The following is a 25638-nucleotide window of genomic DNA, read 5'->3' on the forward strand; positions in this document are numbered from 1 at the left end:
TACCTGCGGGTTAATAAAAACCACAGAAATAGTTTTGCTTAAATTAGCTAGACCTAATGCGTAAGATATATTCGCTGTAAATGTTATCTTCAGCATCTATATGTAACGTATTTGATCGCACTGTTACGGGCTTATATTCTAATTTTTATTATTTGAAGCTAAAAATAGCGCCAAATGCGATAAAGCCCACCTTATATACCCTTTTAAGGGGCCTTAAGTCAATTTTAAGGAAGTGACTGCTGACATAGTAACCACTCTAAGTGATTGCCTTTATATCTTGGTAGATTTGCGACCAGTATTGGAAAAAACAGATAGAATTAACTTTCATTTTTACTGTGCTTTTTGCTAAAATCTCTCACCGTGAATGGAATTCACTATTGTATAGTTTAATATTGGAGAGGTTTTAATGAAAGCTTGGTACCTGTTGTATTGTAAGCCTCGAGGCGAAGTCCGAGCGCAACAAAACCTAGCACTTCAAGAGATTGAAACCTATATCCCTACCTATCCAGAAGAAAAGTTACATAAAGGAAAAGTAACTGTTCGTCGTGTCTCTATGTTCCCTAGTTATCTCTTTGTCCATTTTGATCCTCAAATCACCAGCGTTGCGCGTATACATAGCACCAGAGGCGTTATTCGCATCATCGGCTGTAAAGAATTAATGACAGCTGTTGATGACGGTATCATTCAAGCCATTAAGCTGCGCGAACATTGTTGGTTAAACGAGTTACTACCAAACACCGACTCAGAACAGCAAAATGCAGCGGAAGTTGCGATTGAATGTGGCGATAAAGTGAAGTTTGTCGATGGGCCTTTCGCTGAACTTGAGGGTGTTTTTGAAGAGACAAATGGCGAAAAGCGTTGTTTTGTACTCTTCGAGATTATGGGTAAGCAACAAAGGGTTGCTGTCGATAAAGCTGGTGTTGCTCGTTTAGATTGATATTTAAAGTAAAAAACATAACAAACTGAATATGTTTGTATCATAAGTAGCAGTTTGAACTCTGTACGTGAAATCCGATTTTTTTTGTAGGACATTGGCCATAGCGCTTCGATAAGTACAACTTATGTGCTACTAGTGATAAATAAGCGTACGTTCTAGAATGAGTCCATAAATTTAGCCTGTTGAGCAAAGTGGAATGACACGATATATCGGTCGAACATGTGGCCGCTCATACGATGAGTCATGTGGTTAGTGATATCTAAGACGGTATCTTTAACGTAAGAGAATGGCGGTTAACCGTAGCTCTGCAAGTTTTAATGGCGTGGGTAGCGGAATGTTTGAGCACTTGGCGAATGCAGGCTCTTAGAGTTACTGCTCAACTCTTTTCATTGCTGTATAGTATTTACGAAAATTTACAGCTGGCATTGTTGACCTTAGGCGATTCTGAGGTGTTATTCAGCTTGGTGGCCGAGTTGTAAAAATGTTAAGCGCTAGGGTTAACATTTGTTGTGTAAAACGGTAGAGAGCAATAAGTTAATTTAGAAAAGCTGGAAAACAGATTGAGTGGAGTACGTTTCACGAAATCAAACCTTTCACTTTTTCTAAGTTTACTTAGTAACTTATCTTAAGTACTAATTTAGCCACTTACATAAGTTGCTAGTAAGTGAATAGTCGTTAGCTAATTGGAAATGTCCGCATCGCGGATGGGCACTTTGGAAGCCGTAATCCATGGGCGGTAGCGTGTCTAAAATCCAATACACAGCTACATTTTGTGTTCGTTTCCCTCAGGGATTCAACATTCCATGAGGTTCAGCGTTCAGCATTGGTGTTCACTCAGTTATTGGCTTGAACATTAAGAATGAGCAATATGATTTTTCGACTTTAAACACTTTATACGTTAGCTTTGTCTGTTAGCTCATCCATTGAGTTGCAAGGCCACTTGTTCTATTACATCGGGTTACTATAAATTGACCTGGCTAGTCAGCAATTGCTGACTTTTTCATTATTTTTGCTTTTCTTCGGAGATTAATCGCGGTGTTACATAAAACCAAAAAAATTATTATAGCTGGCGCCAGTGCTTTACTGTTATTAAGCGGTCAAGTGCAAGCGGCAATGCCATCTCCGCAAATGATAGAGCAATTTAAAACTCTGCCAGCATCAGAACAACAACGTCTTGCTAAGCAATATGGTATTAGCCCATCGATGCTAGGAGGCTCTGCCGCTACTCAACAACAGTTAGAAAGCCCTCAGTTGGTAAACCCGCGTGGTGATGGACGTAGTAAGGGTAATAGAGCTGCAGACGAAGAAGATAAAAACAAAGAACTTACTTTTGAAGATGAAGCTGCAAAAAATGAACTAAAACGATTTGGTTATGACCTCTTTGCAGGCGAGCCGACGACCTTTGCGCCAGTATCGGATGTGCCTGTCCCGAGTGAATATCTTGTGGGTCCAGGCGATAACATCAAAGTCCAGCTTTATGGTAAAGATAACAAGGAATATGACCTAGTCATTAACAGAGAAGGGGTAATACAATTCCCTGAACTAGGGCCTATTACTGTAACAGGATTAAACTTTAGCCAGTTACGAAAAACCCTATCCCAACGTATTAAAAAGCAGATGATTGGTATTCAATCAAATATCACCATGGGCGAACTTCGCTCCATTCGCATTTTTGTTGCGGGTGATGCTTATAAGCCGGGTTCGTATACCGTCTCGAGCCTATCGACCATTACTCAAGCCTTATTTGTCGCAGGCGGTGTTAATGAAATCGGTTCGCTACGTAATATTCAAGTAAAACGTGCTGGCAAACTGGTCGGCAGCATGGATTTGTACGATCTGTTGCTTCGTGGTGATGCCTCTGGCGACATGCGCCTGCGTTCTGGTGATGTGGTATTTATTCCATCGGTAGGCGGATTAGTCAGCGTTACTGGCGAAGTTCGACGTCCTGCTATTTACGAGCTTAAAAAGCACGAAACAATGGCGCAGGTTATTGAGATGTCGGCGGGTATTAAACCCGGCGCTTATCCAAAACGTAGCAGTGTAGAGCGATTTAATAGTAATAGCCTTAGAACCATCGTTAACGTCGATCTTACCTCCAAAAAAGGCAAAGCGACTCCAGCTATTGCAGGTGATGTAATACGTGTGAAAAGTGCAGCATCACAATATGAAGACGCACTCACCGTTGTTGGTGCGGTTGTCAGACCTGGAAAATATCAGTGGTTTGAAGGACAAAAAATCAGTGATTTAGTCCCATCTATTTGGGGCGATTTAACGGTTTCAGCTGATTTAGAGTACGCCATTATAGTGCGCGAAATGAATAAGCAGGGTGATATACAGGTTTATCAATTCTCGCCATCACAAGCGATTAACGGCAAGTTAGCATCTCAAGACCTAATGCTTCGTCCGCGTGACAAGGTCATCTTTTTTAACTTCAGTGATATGACTCAGAACCGCTATGAACTGAATAAGTTAGTGAAAGAACGCGTTAAGAAAGTACAATCGTTAGCGGGTGATTCACTTATTGGAAACGATTTGTTTAAAGCGGGCTTCTCTCAACTGAATCAACAAAAATTTGCCGACCGTTCAGAGTTAGGCGGTGTCGCAATCAATAGTAAAGCAGAAGAAAACGAAAACACGGCGATTAAAGGTGAAGTCAACAAAATGTTGGTCAACCTGTTTGAAGATAGAGATTTAATCAAGCTAAGCAGCGTGATGAATCGTAGTGAATTGCTTTATCCAGTCATTATGAAGCTCAACAGTCAAGGTCGAGCGGGTACTGGTGTTCAGGCCGTTGCCATTAACGGTAAAGTGAATAACCCTGGTATTTACCCCCTTGCAATCAATGCGCGAGTTCAAGACTTAGTTAATGCTGCTGGAGGCCTAGAAGAAGGGGCTTATACAATACGCGCTGAACTCACAAGCACGTTCACCACTGCAGATGGTTCCTCTATTAACCACAAGAATATAGCGCTTGATCTTGCCATGCATGGCGATGCACAACAAAATGTGTTGCTGAAAGGCCGCGATATCTTAACGGTAATGACCACCCCAGATTGGCAAGAAAATAAGTCAGTTGAAATACGCGGAGAAGTTAAGTTCCCAGGCACTTACAATATCCGCCGCGGTGAGACGTTAGCTGATGTTCTAGATCGTGCCGGTGGATTTACTTCATATGCATACCTACCTTCATCAGTATTTGTCCGCGAGTCAGTGCGTCAACAAGAGCAATTAGAAATTAAAAAGCTTGCTGACCAATTACGCCGTGATATTGCTACTCGTGGTGTTTCGAAAGACGGTAACGTTGTAAATTACAGCGATGCGCAGTTAATGTTAACTGATCTCGAAACCATTAAAGCAGTGGGTCGTTTAGTGGTTGACCTCTCAGCAGTATCCGTAGGCATTGAGCAAGCAGACCTACAATTGGAAGATAAAGATGTTCTGTATATCCCATCGACTAAGCAGACTGTTGCGGTTATGGGTGAAGTCCAGCACGCAGCCACGCATCGATTCAAAGACGGCCAAACCATCGACCAATATCTTGCTATGTCGGGTGGCGCTAGAGAACGTGCGGATGATGACAGAACGTATGTCATTAAAGCCGACGGTTCAGTAATGCTTCCAAGTCATTCAATGTGGTTCAGCAGCGAATCAAGCCTGCAACCAGGCGATACTATAATCGTACCGTTAGATACTGAATACAAAGACAGCCTAACGCTTTGGACCCAAGTCACCAGCATCATATACAACACAGCAGTCGCATTCGCCACAGTCGCAAATCTATAAAGTCAGGACGAACGCTTACTGACAGCTCTTACAGTCAGCGAAGCGTTCCCGTTTCATACCGTGAGCGAAGCGTTCTGTAGGCCGAAGGCCGTTCCGTACACAGTCAGTTAGTTTACGAACGTTCTGTTAGCAGTAAGTGTAACGTTCGTTATTTAAAAACCAAGGATGGTTATGAAATTTCAAAAGTTAGAAGTCTGGCAACTTAGCTATCAACTTTCATGTTCTATTTATTTAGAAACAAAAGAACTGCGAGATTGGGGCTTCAAAGATCAAATAACGCGTTCTGGTTTATCTGTTCCTTCGAACATAGCGGAGGGAATAGAGCGACAAGGAATAAAAGAGCAAGTACATTTTTTGTACATTGCTAAAGCATCACTTGCTGAATTGATGACACAGGCCATGATAGGTAAAGATATAGGTTACTTTGAATCGGACTTTGTTGATGAGCTATTAAAAAAATCTGAGAGAGTATCAGCTATGTTAGCGGGATTGATTAAAAGTATAAAAGCTCGCAATTAATCGTCTTAGCTTGACGCTGTAACCGTAAACGAAGTGTTCTGTAAGTGAGCTTGCGAACGTTCCGTCAACCGTATTCGAAAACTTAAATAATGAGATAAGTTTTAAATGTCCAATGAAATGAATAAGTACACACAAGATCAACAGTTCTCTCAAACTACAAACGACGACGAAATCGACCTTCGCGAACTGTTCTCCGTAATTTGGCAAGGCAAATGGCTAATTATTGCTATAACAGCAGTTTTCGCCATAGGCTCAGTGATATTCGCAGTCATGCAGCCAAACACTTATAAATCTGAAGCTTTATTAGCACCAGCGAGTGAAGAACAGAACGGGGGCTTAAGTGCGTTAGCGGGGCAATTTGGCGGCCTTGCCAGCATGGCGGGCATAAATTTAGGCGCTGGTGGAGGTGTTGATAAAACTCAAATGGCGATAGAGGTAATGAAGTCTCGTCAATTTACCAGTCAATTCATCCGAAAGCATAACATTCTTCCAGAGTTAATGGCCGCAGAAAAATGGAACATGCAAGACAACAGCTTAGCATACGATGATGAATTATATGATGTCAGCAAAAAAGTATGGGTTCGCGAAGTTAAAGCACCCTTTAAACCTGAACCTTCAATGCAAGAGGCATATAAAGAGTTTACTAAAGTGATTACGGTTAACACTGCTAAAGATACCGCAATGGTTACCGTATCGGTTGAACATTTATCACCCGCAGTCGCACAAAAGTGGGTGAGCTGGTTAGTAGAAGACATCAATAAAGTCATGAAAAAGCGAGATGTTGCTGAAGCAAATCGTAGTAGTGAGTTTTTAAATAAGCAAATTGCATTAACTAACGTCGCTGATATTCGCTCAATTCTTTATAAGCTTATCGAAGAGCAAGCAAAAACAATTATGTTTGCAGAAGTTAGAGATGAATATGTTTTCAAAACTATAGATCCAGCATTGATTCCTGAAGTTAAATCAGGACCCAAGCGTGCACTAATTTGTGTATTAGGAACAATGCTCGGCGGCATGCTAGCGGTAATGCTTGTACTCATAAGACATTTCGTAAGAAAAGAAGATTAAACTAGCGCTCCCGGAAAGATTTCGATCTTGTAATCCCGTGACCAAAGGTCATTCCGTAAGAGAGCTTGCAAACGTTCCGTTAACCGTAAAAACAAGGTTTTATCTTTCACCGTATGCCGTAAGCGGAGCGTTCCGTAAACGTAGTGTTCAGTAGACTGTTAACTAAACGTTTTTGCAGCCTATTGGGACTGTTTAAAGAAAAACAGTGAAACCGAGGGTTTACAAGGGATGACGACATATCGACTGTCTCAAAATGGATAAAAAGTGTCTCAGCCTTGTTTGAAAGGTTGAGTTTGAAAACTGTAAAAATTCAAAATATATAATTTTAAAATCACATAAATAGGACTTAAGGTCATGAGTTTTTCCCTTGGAAATTTGAATATAGGTATCATTGGATTAGGGTATGTTGGTTTACCTTTAGCAGTAGAATTTGGAAAAAAATATAACACGATAGGTTTTGACATTAATGAACCAAGAGTACAAGAGTTAACGTCAGGAAAAGATTCAACCTTAGAGTGCACAAGTGCGGAGCTTAGCGAGGCTCATTTACTAAATTACACATCCTCATTAAACGATATTAAAGAATGTAATTTTTATATTGTGACGGTTCCTACACCCATTGACTCTAGCAATGCACCTGACTTAACCCCATTAAAGAAGGCATCTGAATCGTTAGGTAAAATAATTTCACCTAACGATACTGTTGTATTCGAATCGACGGTTTATCCTGGCGCAACCGAAGAAGTTTGTATACCGATCATCGAACGCGTATCAGGCTTGAAGTTTAATAAAGACTTTTTTGCGGGATATAGCCCAGAGCGTATCAATCCAGGCGATAAAGTTAATCGTTTAACGACCATTGTAAAAATCACAGCGGGCTCAACACCTGAAACCGCTGATTTTGTTGATACCGTGTATCGCTCAATAGTCACTGCCGGAACGCATAAAGCCTCATCAATCAAAGTCGCAGAAGCTGCAAAAGTCATTGAAAACACGCAACGCGATTTAAATATTGCCATTATTAATGAATTTGCCAAAATATTTAATCGTCTGGATATCGATACAGAAGAAGTACTGAAGGCTGCGGGGACTAAATGGAACTTTCTACCATTTAAACCTGGATTAGTCGGCGGACATTGTATCAGTGTTGACCCTTATTACCTTACGCACAAAGCTAAAGAGGTCGGTTATACGCCAGAAGTTATTCTAGCGGGTCGTCGTATCAATGACGGTATGGGGAGCTATGTTGCCACTCAGATGGTTAAAAAACTTTCTAGTAAGAAAATTCATATTGACGAAGCGAAAGTCTTAGTCATGGGGTTCACCTTTAAGGGTGATTGTCCTGATGTGAGAAATACTAAAGTTATCGAAATAATTAAAGAGCTCCAGAGCTTTAATATTAATGTAGACGTCAATGATACATGGGCAGACCCTGTGGAAGTCAAACATGAATATGGTGTTGAGCTAATCAATGAGCTGAAAGAAAATTACTATGACGGCATTATTTTAGCGGTTGACCATAGCGAATTAAAAGAGATGGGCATTGAAAAAGTCAGGGCACTAGGGAAGAGCAATCACGTTGTTTATGATGTGAAGTATGTGTTCCCACTCGATGCTGCTGATATTCGTTTATAGAAGGACAAAGTAATGAAAAAGTTTGCTTTAATTGGTACTGCTGGATATATCGCACCTCGTCATTTAAAAGCCATTAAAGATACTGGTAATGACCTAGTTGTAGCGATGGACGTGAATGATTCGGTCGGTATTATGGATATGAATTTCCCAGAATCTGAGTTTTTTACCGAGTTTGAAGACTTTGCTGCATATGTTGAAGATGAATCGTTAAGAGGCAATAAACTGGATTATATCTCTATTTGTTCGCCTAATTACTTGCATGCGCCGCAGATGAAGTTTGCACTCAAGAATGGTATCGATGTTATCTGCGAGAAGCCATTAGTATTAAGCTCTAAAGAAATTGATACATTGAAGGTGTACGAAGAAAAGTACGGTGCGAAGGTCAACAGCATTCTGCAGTTGCGTTTACATCCATCAATCATAGCTTTACGCGATAAAGTCTTAAACAGTTCTCCGGATGAAATTTTCGATGTTGAATTGACCTATATGACTTCGCGAGGCAAGTGGTACTTAAAGTCTTGGAAGGGCGTAGATGAAAAATCAGGGGGCGTCGCGACAAATGTCGGCGTTCATTTCTTTGATATGCTTCATTTCATCTTCGGCGATATCACGTTTAATGAAGTACATTATAAAGATGAGCAAACCGTTGCTGGTTATTTAGAATACGAGCGTGCTCGCGTTAAATGGTTCTTGTCTATAGATGCGAATAACTTGCCTGAGAACGCTGTGCAAGGCGAGAAGAAAACGTATCGTAGCATTATGATTGGTGATGAAGAGCTTGAATTTTCTGGTGGCTTTACCGATTTGCACACTCAAAGTTATGAAAATGTTCTTGCGGGTAATGGCTATGGTCTAGAGGAAAATAGGACCGCTATTGAGACGGTTGAAGGCATCCGTGACCAAGCCGTTGTTGCTAATGTTGAGCATTATCACCCATTGATGTCAAAGTTACTTTAAGCCAGTTTTAGGACCTATAGAAATGAATTTCATGAAACACGATACAGCGATTATTGATGAAGGCGCAGTCATTGGCAGTGACTCAAGAGTTTGGCATTGGGCTCACGTCTGCGGTGGAGCAAGAATTGGCAAAGGAGTATCGTTGGGGCAAAACGTTTTTGTAGGTAATAAAGTCACTATCGGCGATAAGTGTAAGATTCAGAATAATGTATCGGTTTACGATAATGTCCATTTAGAGGAGGGGGTATTTTGTGGACCCAGTATGGTGTTTACCAATGTATACAACCCTCGCTCACTCGTAGAGCGTAAAGACGAGTATTTAGACACGTTAGTCAAAAAAGGCGCGACCCTTGGCGCTAATTGCACGATTGTGTGCGGTATTACCGTTGGGGAGTACGCCTTTGTGGGGGCGGGCACCGTCGTCAATAAAGACGTGAAGCCTTTTGCATTGGTGGTAGGTGTCCCCGCCAAGCAAATTGGCTGGATGAGTGCATATGGTGAGAAACTAAACTTACCGCTTACGGGCGATAGTGCTACCGCTACCGCAATTTGTGAGCATACTGGTGACCTCTATAAGCTAGCCGAAGGTTGTGTGACAAGAGCAGGCAATAAATAATGAAAAAGACCATACCGTTTATAGATTTGAAAGCCCAATACCAGCACCTTAAAACGCGGATAGATAGCCGAATTCAAAAAGTGCTTGACCATGGACATTACATAATGGGTCCAGAAGTTGCTGAGTTGGAAGAAAAGCTCGCTGAATATGTAGGTGTTAAGCATGCGATAACGTGTGCTAACGGTACAGATGCGTTAACACTTTGCATGATGGCACTGGATATAAAAGAGGGCGACGCTGTTTTCTGCCCAACGTTTACATTTTTTGCGACAGCAGAAGTTATTGCATTTGCGAAAGCGACACCGGTTTTCGTCGACTCAGATGCATCGACATTCAATATTTGCCCTAAGGATTTAGAAAGACAGATTTTGAGAACGATTTCGGAAGGTAAACTAAATGTTAAGGCTATTGTTGCCGTTGACTTGTTTGGCCTGCCAGCTAATTATCCATTAATAGAGTCAATTGCAAAGAAGTATAACCTTAAAGTTATAGAAGATGCAGCTCAGGGGTTTGGTGGCTCTATCAATGGTAAACGTGCTGGTAGCTTTGGTGATATTGCCACAACGAGTTTCTTCCCTGCAAAACCACTAGGTTGCTATGGCGATGGTGGAGCAATATTCACTAACAATGATGAATACGCAGAGCTTCTGAAATCTTACCGAGTACATGGTAAGGGCACAGACAAGTACGATAACGTAAGAATCGGCATTAATAGTCGTCTAGATACAATTCAAGCAGCTGTTCTGCTGGAGAAGCTAGCCGAGTTTCCACAAGAGCTGATTAATCGCAATAAAGCCTCCACCAATTATGAAAAACAGTTAGCTTCCATATATCAAACGCCACAAGTACCCTATGGCTATGAAAGCTCTTGGGCACAATACACGCTTGTTAGTGAAGAACGTGAGATGGAAATTGCTAAGTACAAAAAGAGAGGGTTTCCTACAGCAATTTATTATGGTATTTGTATGCATCAGCAAACGGCATTTAAATATTTAGGTTATTTAAAAGGTGATTTCCCTGTGGCTGAGAGATTAGCAATTAGTGTATTTAGTCTACCTATGCATGGGTATTTGGAGGTTAAAAGTGAGTGACGCTGTTATATTTATTACTAATGCGTTTCCTTTCTCTCCAGGAGAAGAGTTTATTGAAAGTGAAATTAGACAGGCTGGTTGCAGAAACTCCGACTTTTTGATTCTACCGTGTGAATTGAAACATGAACGTAGAGATATAGGTGATCATGTTGCTGTTGATTCAAAATGTCTTACAGGGTTTTCAATTAAAGATGCAATTATAAGTTTTTATTTTTTGTTTATCAGTTCTTGGCTTTATAAGGAATTATTAAATAATTATAAGTTGATATTAAAACAACCATTATCGGTGGGGTTTATAATAAGAAATGCTTATTACATAGCTTTTTATAAAGTCAGGTTGACAGCGTTAATCAAGAAAAAGAAGTGGAAGTCTGTAGTGTTCTATTCTTACTGGAATGGAAATGCATCTTATGCAACAACATTGATAAATATTACCGGAGTGAAAACATTTAGTATCTCGAGAGCTCATGGTTATGATTTATATCATGAGCGTCGAAAGTATTTCTATATGCCATTTAAATATCAGTTTTCTTCCTTATTTGATGAGTTATTAGTGTTATCTAAACAGGCAAAAGAGTATGCGCTTAAGTATTATGATTTTTCAAATATATCTATTGCTAGATTGGGTGTTGATTGCTGTTTAGAAAACAAGGACGGTAAATCTATTGTTGAAAAAGTTAATAGTGTTAATATCGTCTCAATATCAAACTGCGTAAGAGTCAAGAGGGTTGATAAAATAATTGAAGCAATTTACCTGTACTCGAAACATACTAATAAAGCAATATACTGGACACATATTGGAGGCGGTGATTTGCTGAAAAGCTTGTCAGACTATTCTCAAGAGCGTTTTAAGTTCTGTAATAATGTAAATTATAAATTTACTGGATTCATGGAACACTCTTCTCTATTAAAGCACCTGAAAGATGAATCATATGATATTGTAATTAATGCTAGTGAATCGGAAGGTGTTCCTGTCACCCTTATGGAAGCTATGATGAATGGTATTATCCCTGTAGCTCCTAACGTTGGAGGGATTGGAGATTTGATACCTTCTACATCTATCGGCTTTCTTATGTCTAATAAAATTGACGGTGAAGATATAGCATCAGTTTTGGTTGATTTTGAAAAACTTAACAAGACAGAAGTTAACTTAAAATCTAAGAGTGCAAGTCAGCATATTTTTAAACTATATAATAGTAAAGTAAACTATAAAGAATTATATACCAAAACGATTGGAAAATATTTTGACTAATGCAATTGTTTTAACAGTGTTTAGGCAGTTGCTGTCACTTTTATTGCAAATAGTTATTGTTATATTAACAGCGAAATGGCTCGTGCCTTCTGATTTTGGTGAGCTAGGGCTATTAATGACATACACACTTTTTGTGTCAATAATCGCAATATTTGGCTTAAACTCTTCTATTCTATATTATCTTTCCAAAGGTGATATATCTTTAAATGACACATTTAAGTGTATTGATATATTTTTTTACTTAACAATATTATTCGTACTATTAGTAGGAGTAATACTTTTTTTCATTGGTTTTGAACATAGTAAGTTACTGTTGGCCGTTATTACCGGTTTTTCTTCATCATATGTGTTATTACTCATGTCAGTGTTGCAAGCTAAAGAGAGGTTCTCTAGTTTAAATATTGTTATACTTATCCAACCTATTGTGTTTTTATCATTACTGTGTATAACATTTTTGAATGGAGAAGGCGATGTACTTCTCTGGGAAGTAGAAATAGCATTTTTTTTATCCTACTTTAGTTCAATGCTAATTTCGAATCTATATGTGAAAAAAAGCCTTAGCATTAGAAGTGTTCCTTTTTATATTCATGAAATTAAAAAGTCAGCCTTAATCATTAAGCAAATATTTAATTATGGTGCATATTCATGTGTTACAAATATAATCACTATCATAAATTATAGGTTTCAATTCTTAGCTGTATCTATGTATATCGGTGGTGAAGTTGCTGGTCAATATAATTTGGCATTTCAATTAATTGACAAAATGGGAGTTATTTCTAGTAGTTTTGTGCTTGTGTTACTTCCTGTATTAACAAAGCAAGCAAAAGCAATTAGGATGAAGAATACGATTAAATATTCTCGAGTTATATTCTTGATTACGAGTATTATTACTGGTGTTATATATTTGGTTGGAGGGGAGTTAGTCGTATACGTATTTGGGGCGGTATATACTGAAGCTTTTAATATTGTAAAGTGGCTATTACCTAGTTTTTGTTTTCTTTCTGTAATTAGGATTTTATCAGGACATTTCTCTGCGTCAGGTAAGCAGCATGTAAATTTTTGGATTTCACTGATCTTTTTGGTTGTTAATATTATGCTATGCCTTTTATTAATGCCTCAATTTGAAGGCTACGGAGCAGCAATGTCATACAGTATATCAACATTTGTTGTAATGATTGTTTATTGTCATAAAATTTATAAGGAACACTAATATGTTTTTTTCTATTATGATATTAATTGTCTCTACGATATTCTCAGTGTTTGTTATTCTATATAAGCTGAAGCATAATGGTTATACTGTTTTCTTTGATAGTTATTTATTGATATTGGTTTTTTCACTTTTGTATTTTAATTTACCATCATTTTTCGTTACTGATCTAAATATGTATTATCGTTGGGGGATAAGCCTAGATAGTATGGTATTCTCTAATTTGTTAGTATCCTTTTCAACTGTATTCTTATCCGTTTCTTTGGTGTTTAGTAACTCGGATAAAAACAAAATACATATCAATGCATTAAAGGCTGCAAAACCTAATGTAAACAATAAAACATTAATTTTTGTTGTTTTTATTATCCTTTGTGTATTCTTGTTAGTTAAATTGAAAGATATTGATTTTAGTGTTCTTAGTGGTACCTATTCAGCTTTGAGTAGAGATGAGTTTTCTAAATCAGTTGCATATTTTACAGTGTCAGTTGTGGTGTTAACTTATTTTAGATTAAGAAGTTTTATTGTTTTGACTCCTTTGTTCGCGGTGATTTTATTAGATATTTCTAGTGGAACTCGGAGTGCCGCATTAGTATGTATGTTAACCTTAATTTATATTTATATTTACAGTCAAAAAAAGATTCCATATATAGCTACTATAATATTAATATTAATTTTACTATTGGTCGGTCTTTTACGAGCTAAAATAAATTCATTTATCCCTACTCATATCATATTGTTAGGGGAAATGGGTGAAACATTTATAACATTACCAAAATTAATTCTTGATGGTAATTATGTTGGACATGGTACCGTAATTGGTGTGATAGCTAGCTTGTTTTTCGCATTGTTACAACCGTACCGATTGCTTATAAATGAAACTTATACATTTTCAGGTCCATTTATGGCAGAATATATTAATAGAGGTTACGGTTTTGCTTCAAATTACATTATAGATTCACTCTACCTAGGCTATTATGGTTTTCCATTAGTCTTAATGTGTATATTTATATACTGTAGAGTATCAAATTATATTATGAATAGTACTCCATATCGTTTTGTGCTTATGTACGCAATATTCAATTGTTTTATTATTAGATTAATTGTGAGAGAAGGTTTTTTTGGAAGCGTAGGCCTTTACATGTTCCTTCTACTATTCTACATTATTAGTTTATATGTTTTTGATAAGGTTTGTTTTGATAAATAAAAAAATATCAGTTTTGATTCCTGTATATAATGAAGAGAAGTACATTTCAGATTGTATATATTCTATATTAAACTCTATAATTAACGCTGAATTAGAAATCATAATTGTAGATGATATGTCTACTGATGATACTTTTCAATTAGTGTGTAAGATTCAATTGGAGAACCCAGGAGTTATAAAACTCCACAAAACACCAATAAAAGGGAAAGTAAATGCCTTTAATTTCGCATATGAGCAAAGTGAAGGTGATTTTATAGTTTTTATTGGAGGTGATGATCTTCTAGCTCCCAATGTATTGCAAAGCCGCATTGATGTTATAACATCAACAACTTCACCTATGATATCCTTGTGTAAAATTCGGACTTTTTCGGAAAACAAAGATTTAGACAATATTACCTTCCCTAAAGGCAATGGTGGGGCTAAATGTGGTGGTGCAATGCTTATGAACAAAAAACTGGCAAAAATAGCATTCCCTATTCCAAATACACTTCCGAATGAAGATACTTGGTTTAAAGCATTTATAGACTTTTATCCTATAAAAGTTGCTCATATCAATGATGTAGGGTTACTTTATCGTCAGCATGAAAATAATTCTATAAAGCTACAATCTTCATTTGAAAATTTTAGTCACAATTTAAATATTAGGCACAAAGCGTATGAATATTTTATTAACCGGTTTACGAATGAAATTGTTAATCAAAGAAAAATAAAGCAATTAATATTGTCTGAATCTTTACGTATGAATAATGATTTTTTCAAAATATTATTGACTAGTTTGTCATTTAAGGAAAAGTTGAGTTATATAGTGCATTCTAACAAATTTTTTTATCTTGTTAAGTTAAAATTATACAAAGTCTTATCAGGCCGGTTATAAGCTAGAATATCAACGATAAGCAATACAAACTTAGTTATTGGGAACTTATATTGATTCACAAGTAGTAACACCTTTTTCGAACTCATGTTCATAAAAATCAACATTCCTATTAATTTTTACGACCATGAGTCGATTGCCATTAATTTTGGTAGAATTTGACCAAATAACTCATCCGTATTTCCGTCCTAATCTCTTTACTAAGAATATGACATAGTGTTATTTATTATCGATCGAATTAGAACTCTAATATTAATAGAAGTAGTTTAAGTAAGTGTACAACTTGATTTAACCATGAATGTTAATACCGACGCGGTCTTATTTGATTGTTGAGTGGATAAATTGGTTACAGAATACCGACTTTAAGGTGGCTCACTACAAATATGTGTCTACAATCGAGCTGGAACACTCGTAGTTAATGTTTGGAATAGTTTTAAGTTGTTGGAAGGTGGAATTGGTTTTACAAGTAGAATATAAAATAGATTTAAATATGGCACGGATTTTTTATTTAATGGAGGTACTCAGAAACTTTACTGGCTGCGGGTATCCATTATATTGTCCTGAATGCTCATACTGTTCTCCTCAAATAGTAATATGTTTTTATTAGCGTATAGTATAGTAAATTAAATTACAGGTTTTTTAATGAATAAAAGATTTGATGTATTAGATAGTTTTAGAGGTATAGCTGCTTTAATGGTTGCGGTTTATCATCTTCATGTTGTTGGCTTTATAACAGAGCTTAACTTTGTTAGAAATTCATATTTGTTTGTTGAGTTTTTTTTCGTCTTAAGTGGTTTTGTCATTAGTTATAGCTATCTTGGGCGTCTAAAAAATATAGTCGATGTTAAATTGTTTATGAAAAAAAGATTTGCGAGACTATGGCCGTTACATATATTTATGATGTTAATGTTTATTCCTTTTGCCTTAGCCAATATAATTTTAAATATAGATCTTGGTGACAGGTTTTCGCTGTACTCATTTGTAACAAACTTGTTTTTTATTCAATCTTTTGGTCTGCATGATGGACCCACCTGGAATATGCCTGCTTGGAGTGTAGGTGTTGAGTTCTACACATATATTATATTTTCATTTTTTTGCTTGAATAGTTATTTTCGAAAAGGAATTATTGCTCCTATAATGATATCTGCATTAGCATTTATCGCTTTATTCACATTCCTGAATGTTTTTGACATTTCAATTTTTAGATGTATTTATTGTTTTTTCTTAGGTCTAATAGCATTTAAATTACATTCATATATAAAAGTGAATTCTTGGATGGAAGTCGTTGCGATAACCTTTCTTGTATTAATACTTTCTGTAGTTAGGGTTCAAGATTATGGCGTTTGGGGGTATTTACTATTGCCGATATTATTTTTATTAATAATAATAGTCTTTTCTCACCAACAAGGTTGTATTTCTAAAGTATTAATTAATCCATTATTTACCAAGTTAGGGATATTATCTTTCTCTATTTATATGACTCATACTTGGCTTATAAGTTTAATGAAAGCTATGTTCGTAATAATAGATAAAATGCTGGGTTATCAATTTATGCACATGATTAACGGTTCAAGAATTATTGATCTTGGTTTTGGTTGGGTAAATGATTTATTGTTTATACCATATATTGCAATGGTTATATTTATCTCATCTATGACATATAATCATGTTGAAAAACCTGGCCAGAAAAAAATAAATGATTTCTAGTTGTATTCCTTTATTTTACACTTATATATTTGTAAAATATTACTGCGTTAATAATTATCGCATTGAATCTACGGAATACAAGTGAATCGTTAAAAGTAGAAACCAAAAAACTAATGAAGAACGGAATAACGAGTGCCTATTACGAGTTATTACAGGATGCGGGATTTCGTAACCTTGTTCTAATTATTAAATTCTATCTAAAAGAGCATAGTAATGATTAAGAATAATTTTGATATATTAAGAATACTACTTGCGACTATTGTATTTTATATGCATATGGGAGCTCTAGTTGGTATCGATACTTTATCTAAATTACCTGGTACTTTTGCGGTACAATGTTTTTTTGTTGTAAGTGGCTATTTAATCGTTAAAAGTTACTTAAGAAATATGGACGTGAAAAACTATATAAAGTCGAGGTTTTTTAGAATATACCCATTATATTTCATCGTTATCACATTAAGTTTTATTATTGGTTATATAAATTATTCTCAATCGTTTGGTAATTATATTGACGATGGTGCATTGAAATATTTAATCTCTAATTATTTCCTGGCTAATTTTTTAGCACCGTCTTTACCTGAATTGTTTACGAATAACCCTTATAGTATAGCTGTTAACGGAGTTCTTTGGACTATTAAAGTTGAAGTGATGTTTTATATATCCGTTCCAATCATTTATGGGTTTTTCAGTAAGTATTTAAGTAACAAAAGTTTGACAATAACGCTAGCTATTATTTCTGTCTGTTGTCATTATGCCATAGGTTATTTAATTGAATATCATGGTTTTAATCATAGTTTGAATAATCAACTTCCTTCAATGATGATATTCTTTATGGTTGGTGCTTTATTTAATTTCGTTGATCTTTCATTCTTTAAAGTGAAACATTTGACATTAGTGATTCCATTGCTGTTTTTGTTTGAACACTTTTATTTATTGAATGGTATTTTAATTGGAATATTTGTTTATATCGTCGTTAATGTTATAAAACCCATTAAAGTTAGCGAAAAAGTTGGAGATATATCTTATGGTATCTATATTTGGCATTTTCCAGTGATTCAAATTTCTATTATGTATGGTTTGTTTGAAAATATTTATATTGGTTTTGTCGCTTCAAGTGTTGTTGTAATGTTTATGGCGTTGTGTAGTTGGCATTTTATAGAATCAAAGCTTATTCATAAGCCAAAATAAGAAATTTACTTTGGGGGTATATGTTTTGATTAAAGTTAAATTTTGTTTAACTTTAATTAGACATTCATAAAGTAGAAGGGGAAGACATGTGTCTAACAATTTAATTGTTTTAATTGGATTTTTAATATGAATATATTAATCACCGGCGGAGCTGGGTTTATAGGCTCGGCAGTTATCCGTCACATTATAAAAAACACTCATCATAGTGTTCTCAATGTTGATAATTTAACCTATGCAGGTAATCTAGAGTCAATCAAAGATATTGAGTCTAGTGCTTGTTATATGTTTGAGAAAGTTGATATTTGTAACCGTGTTGAATTAGAACGCGTGTTTAATGCATTTAAACCTGATGCGGTGATGCATTTAGCAGCTGAATCGCATGTTGACCGTTCTATTGATGGACCAAGCGACTTTATACAGACCAATATCATTGGTACGTTTACTTTATTGGAAGTCGCGCGTAGTTACTGGTCAAAGTTATCGAATCAAAAAAAATCAATTTTCCGTTTTCACCATATCAGTACCGATGAAGTGTATGGTGATTTAGAAGGCACGGATGATCTGTTCACTGAACAAACATCTTATGAGCCAAGTTCGCCCTATTCAGCTTCTAAAGCATCAAGCGATCATTTGGTACGAGCTTGGAACCGCACTTATGGTTTACCTGTTATTGTCACAAACTGTTCGAATAACTATGGTCCTTATCATTTTCCTGAAAAATTGATCCCACATATTATCTTGAATGCGTTATCTGCAAAATCATTACCTGTCTATGGTGATGGTAGTCAGATCCGTGATTGGTTATATGTAGAAGATCATGCACGTGCGCTGTATAAAGTGGTGACCGAAGGTGTTGTGGGTGAAACCTATAATATTGGCGGACATAATGAGAAGAAGAATATTGAAGTGGTCGAAACCTTATGTGCTTTATTAGACGAATACGCGCCTATTTCTGGTAACCCTGCTTTTTCTTCCTCATCACGCCTCACTCATTACAAAGATCTTATTACTTTTGTAACCGATCGCCCAGGTCATGATGTGCGTTATGCCATTGACGCATCAAAAATTAAGCGTGAATTAGGCTGGGTGCCTGAAGAAAGCTTTGAAACTGGTATTCGTAAAACCGTTGAGTGGTATTTAAATAATGAAAACTGGTGGAAGCGGGTTTTAACTGGCGAGTACCAATTAGAACGTATTGGAGATCAATAAGTATGTCTAACTCTTCACTTTCAAAGTACAAAGGCATTGTGTTAGCGGGAGGTTCAGGTAGTCGTTTACATCCTATTACGTTAGGTACGTCTAAACAGCTATTACCCATTTATGACAAGCCAATGATTTTTTATCCGCTTTCTGTTTTGATGTTAGCTGGAATCAAAGATATTTTAATCATATCAACACCTGAAGATCTACCAAACTTTGAGCGACTGCTCGGTAATGGTAATCAGTTTGGTATTGAAATTAGCTATAAAGAACAACCAAGCCCAGATGGGTTAGCACAAGCTTTTATTCTTGGTGAAGAGTTCATTGGAGATGATAATGTTGCTTTAGTATTAGGGGATAACATCTTCTATGGGCAACACTTTTCTGAGAAATTACTCGCTGCTGCTAAAGTAAAAACTGGAGCATCCGTATTTGGCTATCATGTTACAGACCCAGAGCGTTTTGGGGTTGTCGAATTTGATGAAAGTGGCAAAGCATTAAGCATTGAAGAAAAACCAGAACAGCCCAAATCAAGCTATGCGGTTACTGGCTTATATTTCTATGACAATGATGTCGTTGATATTGCCAAATCTATTAAGCCTTCGCATCGCGGAGAGTTAGAGATTACTGATGTTAATATTGCTTATTTAGAGCGTGGTGATTTAAATGTAGAGCTGTTAGGTCGAGGTTTTGCTTGGCTAGATACCGGTACTCATGACTCGCTATTAGCAGCTAGCCAATTTGTACAAACAGTGGAGCATCGACAAGGTTTTAAAGTGGCGTGCTTAGAAGAAATTGCTTATGTGCAAGGCTGGTTAAGTAAGGATGAATTGCTTGTGCAAGCTGAAAATTTGAAGAAAACAGGTTATGGCCAGTATTTATTCAACATTGCCAATGGAATGATTTAATGAAGTTTATTGATACCGAAATTGATGATGTCAAAATTATTGAAGTGAATGTATTCGGAGACCAACGAGGTTTTTTTATGGAAACCTTTCGTGCGGATGAATTTATGGAAAAAACGGGTGCAAGACCTTTTGTGCAAGATAATCATAGTAAATCAACGAAAGGTATTTTACGTGGTTTGCATTATCAGCAAATACAAACGCAAGGTAAGTTAGTGCGTGTTACATCTGGTAGCGTTTATGATGTAGCTGTGGATATGCGCCAATCATCTCCCTCTTTTGGTAAAGCTGTCGGGGTTGTACTTTCGGCTGAAAATAAGCGCCAATTATGGGTGCCTGAAGGGTTTGCACATGGCTTTTATGTTATGACTGATTCGGCGGAATTTGTTTACAAATGTACTGATTATTATCATCCGGAGTCTGAAGTGTCAGTATGTTGGAATGATGCTGATATTGCTATTGAGTGGCCGTTAGTCGATGGTGAATTACCACAATTGTCTACGAAAGATGTAACAGGTTTCTCGTTTCAAGATGCACCAAAATTTGATTGATAGGTAAGCGAAATATGAAAGTAGTTATTACAGGAAAAGGTGGGCAACTTGCTTGTGAATTAGAGCAACTTGCACCCCAAGGGGTTGAAGTCATCAGTGTTGGTATTGGTGAACTAGATATTTCTAATGAATCATTAGTCTCTGAGTTTATTGCTAATAATAAACCTGATTTGGTTATTAATGCTGCTGCTTATACTGCAGTAGATAAGGCTGAAGAAGATGTAGGAACAGCGTATGCAGTAAATGAACTTGGCACTAAATATTTAGCAAACGCATGTAAACTTATTAATGCACGCATCTTACATGTGTCCACTGACTTTGTGTTTGATGGTGCAAGTACGACACTTTATCAAACAGACTCTGTACCAAACCCAATCAATGTCTATGGTGCTTCTAAACTCGCAGGTGATGTCGCACTTCAAGATATTTTACCTGAATCAAGTGTTATTGTACGTACAGCTTGGGTGTATTCCGTAAACGGTAATAACTTCGTTAAAAGCATGCTGCGTTTAATGAAAGAAAAACCTCAGCTTGGCATCATTTATGACCAAGTAGGTTCGCCAACCTGGGCAAAAGGTCTTGCACAATGGTTATGGGTAATTGCTGACAAACCGGAAGTGATAGGTACCTATCATTGGACAGATGCTGGTATTGCTTCATGGTATGACTTTGCGATTGCTATTCAAGAGTTAGGTGTTGAAAAAGGCTTGTTAAGTGAAGCTATTCCTGTTTTACCCATTCCGACTTCCGCATACCCAACACCAGCTAAGCGACCTGCTTTTTCAGTGATAGACAAAGCAAGTGCCGAAGAAGTGTCGGGTTTGCATACCACACACTGGCGTACGCAGTTGTCATCAATGATGGATGAGTTAGTTTAACTTTTGTGTCCATTGTCGGCTATTGTGTTATTTCTAATAGGTAATGATTATGATGCCTTTTAGGTAGTTCCACTTTCTAGGTCAAATATTTTGAATACACCACCAAGCATTGCCGTATTATTAGCGGCGTATAATGGCGAAAAATATATTCGCGAACAATTAGACTCTATTCTTAATCAACGAGGTGTAGATCTATCTATCATTATCAGTGTAGATAAGTGTAATGATTCTACACTGTCGATTGTTAATGGTTATGCTTCTAAGTACCCAAGCATTATATTTATTCTTCCTTACGGTAAAAAGTATGGTTCAGCAGGAAATAATTTCACTCGTTTGTTATGCGAAGTGAATCTTAAACCCTATCAATACATATCTTTTGCAGATCAAGATGATATTTGGTTACCTAATAAGTTGTCGCGGGCTGTCTCTGAGATGAAGAGGAATAGTGCTGATGCTTATTCTTCAAATGTTACTGCTTTTTGGGTGACAGGGAAAAAAAAGTTACTAAAGAAGAGTTATGCTCAAGTTGATTTTGACTATCTATTTGAATCTCCTGGGCCAGGATGTACCTTTCTTATATCGCGTACTTTAACTGAATTAGTGCAATCTCACTTGCGTGTTAAATTAGAAAAAGGTAAAACTTTTTGGATGCATGATTGGTATTGTTATTCGTTTGCTAGATATAACGGTTTTAGTTGGTATATAGACCCTGAGCCAATGATGATGTATCGTCAGCATGAATTGAATGTTATCGGAGCAAATTCAGGTTGGCAAGGTTTTATTCAAAGATTTAAAACTATTATGAATGGAGGTGGTTTTGATAAGGTATTGAAGCAGGCTTGTTTTATTGGGCAAGAGCAATCCCTCCCAATTAGGTTGATTAGTACTAATAAAAGACTTGGAATGCTTCAGCTATTTTTTATTTCTTGGGAATGTAGACGGCAACCTTTTCATAAAATCATGCTATCTATAGCATGTTTAATATTCTTTATAAAAGGTTATGATTCTAATGAAATTGATTAGGCCTTGGCACAGAGTTACTATATGAAAGATAAAGTTTTAGTTACAGGATCTAATGGTTTTATTGGTAAGCGATTAGTCAGTGTACTTTCAGATGGGTTTATAGTAAAAGCTGTAGTTCGGCAATTAAAATCATCTGCTTGTATTGATAAAGCTTATGAGATTGGTGAAATTTCAGGAAGCACAGAATGGAAGGCCTGTTTAGATGATGTTAATACTATAGTTCATCTTGCTGGTGTTGCACATAATAATTCAAATGTTAATGATTATATCAATGAGGTTAATGTAAAAGGGACCATTAACCTTGCTAGACAAGCTGTGAACATGGGAGTCAAACGATTTATATTCATTAGTACTATCAGCGTGCTTGGTATTAAATCTAAAAAACCTTTCAATGAAAGCTCGATAATGTTCCCACAATCTTTCGCTGCTGAATGTAAGTGCAAAGCAGAAAATGCACTATTAAAAATAGCTGAAAATAGTAGTTTGGAAGTTGTAATTATTCGTCCAGCTTTAGTCTATGGGATTGATGCACCTGGTAATGTTGGTAAACTGGTTAAGTTGGTTCAAAAAATACCATTTCTACCTTTCGGTTTTTGTAAAAACAAACGTAGTTTTATATCGGTTGATAACTTGATAGATTTTATTAAGATGTGTATTCATCATCCAAAAGCCGCAAATAAAATTTTTTGCATTTCCGATGATTTTGACATTTCAATTAGAGAGTTTACCGATAGTATTGCAACTGGTTTAAATAAAAAACTAATTCAACTCCCTGTTCCTATTATCTTAATGAGACTAGGTGCCCGTCTTGTGGGGAAATCATCGATTGCAGAGCAACTTCTGGGAAATTTACAAGTTGATTCTTCGAATGTTCAAGATACTTTAGGCTGGACGCCACCTTATACTATGGAGCAAGTAATGGCTTCACTTTCAGAGAGTAAAAAATGATTCGACTATTAGATTTTTTCGCCGCCTTCTTTGGCTTATTGTTATTATGGCCTGTTCTGCTTGTGGTCACGGTTATTGGCTTATTTGATACAGGTTCGCCGATTTTTATTCAAATCCGTGTGGGTAAAAACAAAAAGGCCTTCAAATTGATTAAGTTCCGTACAATGTCGGTTAAAACCAAGTCCGTTGCTAGCCATTTAGCTAATAATGCTTCAATCACTAAGCTAGGTAACTTTTTACGTAAAACCAAAATTGATGAATTACCACAGCTAATTAATGTAGTAAAAGGAGATATGAGTTTAGTAGGTCCGCGCCCAAATTTGTTTAATCAAGAAGAGTTAATCAAAGAACGCGATGCGTTAGGCGTGTATGATGTGTTACCGGGTGTAACGGGTTTAGCACAAGTGCAAAATATTGACATGTCAACGCCAGGCTTATTAGCAAAAACCGATAAGCAGATGATTGATACCCTAAATGTTAAAGATTACTTCAAGTATATCATGATGACAGTCACGGGAAGCGGTGCTGGTGATGCTGTAAAATAGATCTATCTATTCGGATCTATCGCTTAGTCTGTTGATTTTGTTGTAATGTCAGTTTGTCTTTTCGTCTCAATAATGCTTTTAGACGAGATAAACTGACTCATCAAGCTTTTTTCTTCGTTTTGCTGTTTAGTTTATTTTCTACTGTATAGCTCATTATTCAGACCGCCTTCATTGATAGCGAACAGTCAAAACCTACTTAATAATATTACACGTTTTTGGATAATTTATGAAAGTTGTTATTCCGGTTGCGGGTCTGGGGACTCGTATGTTGCCCGCGACAAAAGCTATTCCGAAAGAGATGCTGCCGATCGTTGATAAGCCGCTTATTCAATACATTGTGAATGAGTGTATTTCGGCTGGCTATTCTGGTCAAGCACAACCGGACACCTGACTTTGTAATTTATCATAGTTGATTGGTGTTAAATCATCGAGCGTTGTGTGCAACCGCTCATGGTTGTAATACCTAATGTATTCTTCAACATCTTGCTTCATTGACTCTCGTGTTAAATGCACAATGTTTAACAGCCACTCGTGTTTTAAACTACCAAAAAATCGCTCAACTACAGCGTCATCCAAACAGGCTCCAACACTGCTCATAGAGGCTAACATTCCGTTTTTAGTTAGTAAGCTTTGGAACTGTTTACTCGTATATTGTGAGCCTCTGTCGCTGTGAAATATAACGCCGTTACCTGGTCGTCTAAGTGTTATAGCCATCTGTAATGCTCGTTCTACTAAGCTAACCGTCATTCGCTTAGATAGACTCCAGCCAATGATACGCCTAGAGTTCAAATCCATTACGATTGCTAGGTAGAGCCAGCCTTGGTTAGTCCTCAGATACGTGACATCACCAGCCCAAGCTTGGTTTGGCTGAGACGGGTTAAAGTTCTGGCTCAGCACATTATCTGCAACGCTGTCGCTGTGTTTTCGTTTCGTCGTGACTTTATAAGCTTGACGCTGAGTCACCACTAATCCTAACTTACGCATAATCGAACGAGTGCGATAACGGCCAATAACAAAGCCTTCTTCACGGAGCTTTTTAGCTAACTGACGTGAGCCTAAACTGTTACTACTACGCTTGAAGAGGCGCTTTGCCGTACGGTACAGGTTTAGCTCATTTTCGCTAATAATCTTAGCGGGTCTCGTTAGCCAGTCATAATAGGCACTGCGACTGACTTTCAGTACCTTACAAACTGTTTTTATTTCGAATTGAGAGCGGTTGTCTCGGATATACCGAAACTTTACTTCATTTCTTTCGCGAAGAAGGCACTGGCCTTTTTTAATATTTCTTTCTCTACCCGAAGCTGTTTAACCTCTTTTCTTAGGGCTAAAAGCTCGGCTCTCTCATCTGAAGTTACATTAGAACTCTCTAGCTCCTCATCCTTCTGTTTCCAGGTATACAGCAGGTTTGATGATACACCAAGCGCGTCTGCGGCTTGTGGAACGCTATAGCCTTGCTCGGTTATTAAGCCTAAAGCTTCCTCTTTAAACTCTTTGGTGTAAGTTCGGTACTGTCTTTTCGTATTCATGCTCACCTCAATCGTTGGTTCTATTAT

22 protein-coding genes and 1 pseudogene are annotated in these 25638 nt (G+C 36.9%); 22 read left to right on the forward strand and 1 reads right to left on the reverse strand.

Annotated elements, in window-relative coordinates; translation table 11 throughout:
* Nucleotides 1-406 precede the first annotated feature (406 nt).
* From rfaH to L2729_RS07720, 22 genes and pseudogenes are all read left to right on the forward strand, one after another.
* Nucleotides 407-937, forward strand: a complete 531-nt coding sequence (gene rfaH, locus L2729_RS07615) for a transcription/translation regulatory transformer protein RfaH (protein WP_248987729.1) — start codon at nt 407-409, stop codon at nt 935-937.
* A 1035-nt stretch (nt 938-1972) separates the two neighbouring features.
* Complete coding sequence (locus L2729_RS07620; protein WP_248987730.1) at nt 1973-4720, forward strand: SLBB domain-containing protein; 2748 nt, start codon at nt 1973-1975, stop codon at nt 4718-4720.
* A 171-nt stretch (nt 4721-4891) separates the two neighbouring features.
* The gene (locus L2729_RS07625) at nt 4892-5239 is read left to right on the forward strand and encodes a four helix bundle protein (protein ID WP_248987731.1); all 348 of its coding nucleotides are present in this window, start codon (nt 4892-4894) and stop codon (nt 5237-5239) included.
* A gap of 117 nt (nt 5240-5356) precedes the next feature.
* A complete protein-coding gene (locus L2729_RS07630; RefSeq protein ID WP_428848231.1) occupies nt 5357-6307 on the forward strand; it encodes a Wzz/FepE/Etk N-terminal domain-containing protein in 951 nt (316 codons plus the stop codon).
* A 354-nt stretch (nt 6308-6661) separates the two neighbouring features.
* Nucleotides 6662-7942: a Vi polysaccharide biosynthesis UDP-N-acetylglucosamine C-6 dehydrogenase TviB gene (gene tviB, locus L2729_RS07635; protein WP_248987733.1), complete on the forward strand. Its 1281-nt coding sequence runs from the start codon at nt 6662-6664 to the stop codon at nt 7940-7942.
* A 12-nt stretch (nt 7943-7954) separates the two neighbouring features.
* Nucleotides 7955-8899 carry a Gfo/Idh/MocA family protein gene (locus L2729_RS07640; RefSeq protein WP_248987734.1) on the forward strand — a complete coding sequence of 315 codons (945 nt, stop codon included), beginning with the start codon at nt 7955-7957 and terminating at the stop codon, nt 8897-8899.
* Between the two features lie 22 nt (nt 8900-8921).
* Nucleotides 8922-9515 (forward strand): acyltransferase, encoded by a 594-nt coding sequence (locus L2729_RS07645; protein WP_248987735.1) that lies wholly within the window; start codon nt 8922-8924, stop codon nt 9513-9515.
* A gap of 11 nt (nt 9516-9526) precedes the next feature.
* Entirely contained in the window at nt 9527-10606 is a 1080-nt protein-coding gene (locus tag L2729_RS07650) for a DegT/DnrJ/EryC1/StrS family aminotransferase (RefSeq protein ID WP_248987794.1), read from the forward strand.
* Nucleotides 10599-11858, forward strand: a complete 1260-nt coding sequence (locus L2729_RS21780; protein ID WP_248987736.1) for a glycosyltransferase — start codon at nt 10599-10601, stop codon at nt 11856-11858. The genes L2729_RS07650 and L2729_RS21780 overlap by 8 nt, the downstream gene beginning before the upstream one ends.
* Nucleotides 11851-13068 (forward strand): oligosaccharide flippase family protein, encoded by a 1218-nt coding sequence (locus L2729_RS07660; RefSeq protein ID WP_248987737.1) that lies wholly within the window; start codon nt 11851-11853, stop codon nt 13066-13068. The genes L2729_RS21780 and L2729_RS07660 overlap by 8 nt, the downstream gene beginning before the upstream one ends.
* A 1-nt stretch (nt 13069) precedes the next feature.
* Nucleotides 13070-14269 carry a hypothetical protein gene (locus L2729_RS07665; protein ID WP_248987738.1) on the forward strand — a complete coding sequence of 400 codons (1200 nt, stop codon included), beginning with the start codon at nt 13070-13072 and terminating at the stop codon, nt 14267-14269.
* Complete coding sequence (locus L2729_RS07670; RefSeq protein ID WP_248987739.1) at nt 14259-15143, forward strand: glycosyltransferase family 2 protein; 885 nt, start codon at nt 14259-14261, stop codon at nt 15141-15143. The genes L2729_RS07665 and L2729_RS07670 overlap by 11 nt, the downstream gene beginning before the upstream one ends.
* 639 nt (nt 15144-15782) lie before the next feature.
* Nucleotides 15783-16847, forward strand: coding sequence for an acyltransferase family protein (locus L2729_RS07675; RefSeq protein ID WP_248987740.1), 1065 nt, complete (start codon nt 15783-15785; stop codon nt 16845-16847).
* A 213-nt stretch (nt 16848-17060) separates the two neighbouring features.
* Nucleotides 17061-18035: an acyltransferase family protein gene (locus tag L2729_RS07680; protein WP_248987741.1), complete on the forward strand. Its 975-nt coding sequence runs from the start codon at nt 17061-17063 to the stop codon at nt 18033-18035.
* A gap of 126 nt (nt 18036-18161) precedes the next feature.
* Nucleotides 18162-19244, forward strand: a complete 1083-nt coding sequence (rfbB, locus tag L2729_RS07685) for a dTDP-glucose 4,6-dehydratase (RefSeq protein WP_248987742.1) — start codon at nt 18162-18164, stop codon at nt 19242-19244.
* Between the two features lie 2 nt (nt 19245-19246).
* Entirely contained in the window at nt 19247-20143 is an 897-nt protein-coding gene (gene rfbA / locus L2729_RS07690) for a glucose-1-phosphate thymidylyltransferase RfbA (RefSeq protein ID WP_248987743.1), read from the forward strand.
* Nucleotides 20143-20691 (forward strand): dTDP-4-dehydrorhamnose 3,5-epimerase, encoded by a 549-nt coding sequence (rfbC, locus tag L2729_RS07695; RefSeq protein ID WP_248987744.1) that lies wholly within the window; start codon nt 20143-20145, stop codon nt 20689-20691. The genes rfbA and rfbC overlap by 1 nt, the downstream gene beginning before the upstream one ends.
* Before the next feature lie 14 nt (nt 20692-20705).
* Complete coding sequence (gene rfbD / locus L2729_RS07700) at nt 20706-21569, forward strand: dTDP-4-dehydrorhamnose reductase (protein WP_248987745.1); 864 nt, start codon at nt 20706-20708, stop codon at nt 21567-21569.
* Between the two features lie 90 nt (nt 21570-21659).
* Nucleotides 21660-22592: a glycosyltransferase gene (locus L2729_RS07705; RefSeq protein WP_248987746.1), complete on the forward strand. Its 933-nt coding sequence runs from the start codon at nt 21660-21662 to the stop codon at nt 22590-22592.
* 21 nt (nt 22593-22613) lie between these two features.
* Nucleotides 22614-23540, forward strand: coding sequence for an NAD-dependent epimerase/dehydratase family protein (locus L2729_RS07710; protein ID WP_248987747.1), 927 nt, complete (start codon nt 22614-22616; stop codon nt 23538-23540).
* Nucleotides 23537-24085, forward strand: a complete 549-nt coding sequence (locus tag L2729_RS07715; RefSeq protein WP_248987748.1) for a sugar transferase — start codon at nt 23537-23539, stop codon at nt 24083-24085. The genes L2729_RS07710 and L2729_RS07715 overlap by 4 nt, the downstream gene beginning before the upstream one ends.
* 226 nt (nt 24086-24311) lie before the next feature.
* Nucleotides 24312-24446 (forward strand): annotated as a pseudogene (locus L2729_RS07720) (sugar phosphate nucleotidyltransferase); the annotation flags it as partial.
* An 8-nt stretch (nt 24447-24454) separates the two neighbouring features.
* Here L2729_RS07720 and L2729_RS07725 read toward each other — a convergent pair.
* Nucleotides 24455-25611, reverse strand: a protein-coding gene (locus L2729_RS07725) for an IS3 family transposase (protein ID WP_248987749.1) whose coding sequence is annotated in 2 segments (ribosomal slippage) — nt 24455-25365 and nt 25365-25611 — 1158 coding nt in all. Because the reading frame shifts where the segments join, the coding sequence is not laid out codon by codon here.
* Between the last annotated feature and the right edge of the window lie 27 nt (nt 25612-25638).

The sequence above is a fragment of the Shewanella gelidimarina genome, assembly GCF_023283945.1.
GTDB classification, from domain to species: Bacteria; Pseudomonadota; Gammaproteobacteria; order Enterobacterales; family Shewanellaceae; genus Shewanella; species Shewanella gelidimarina.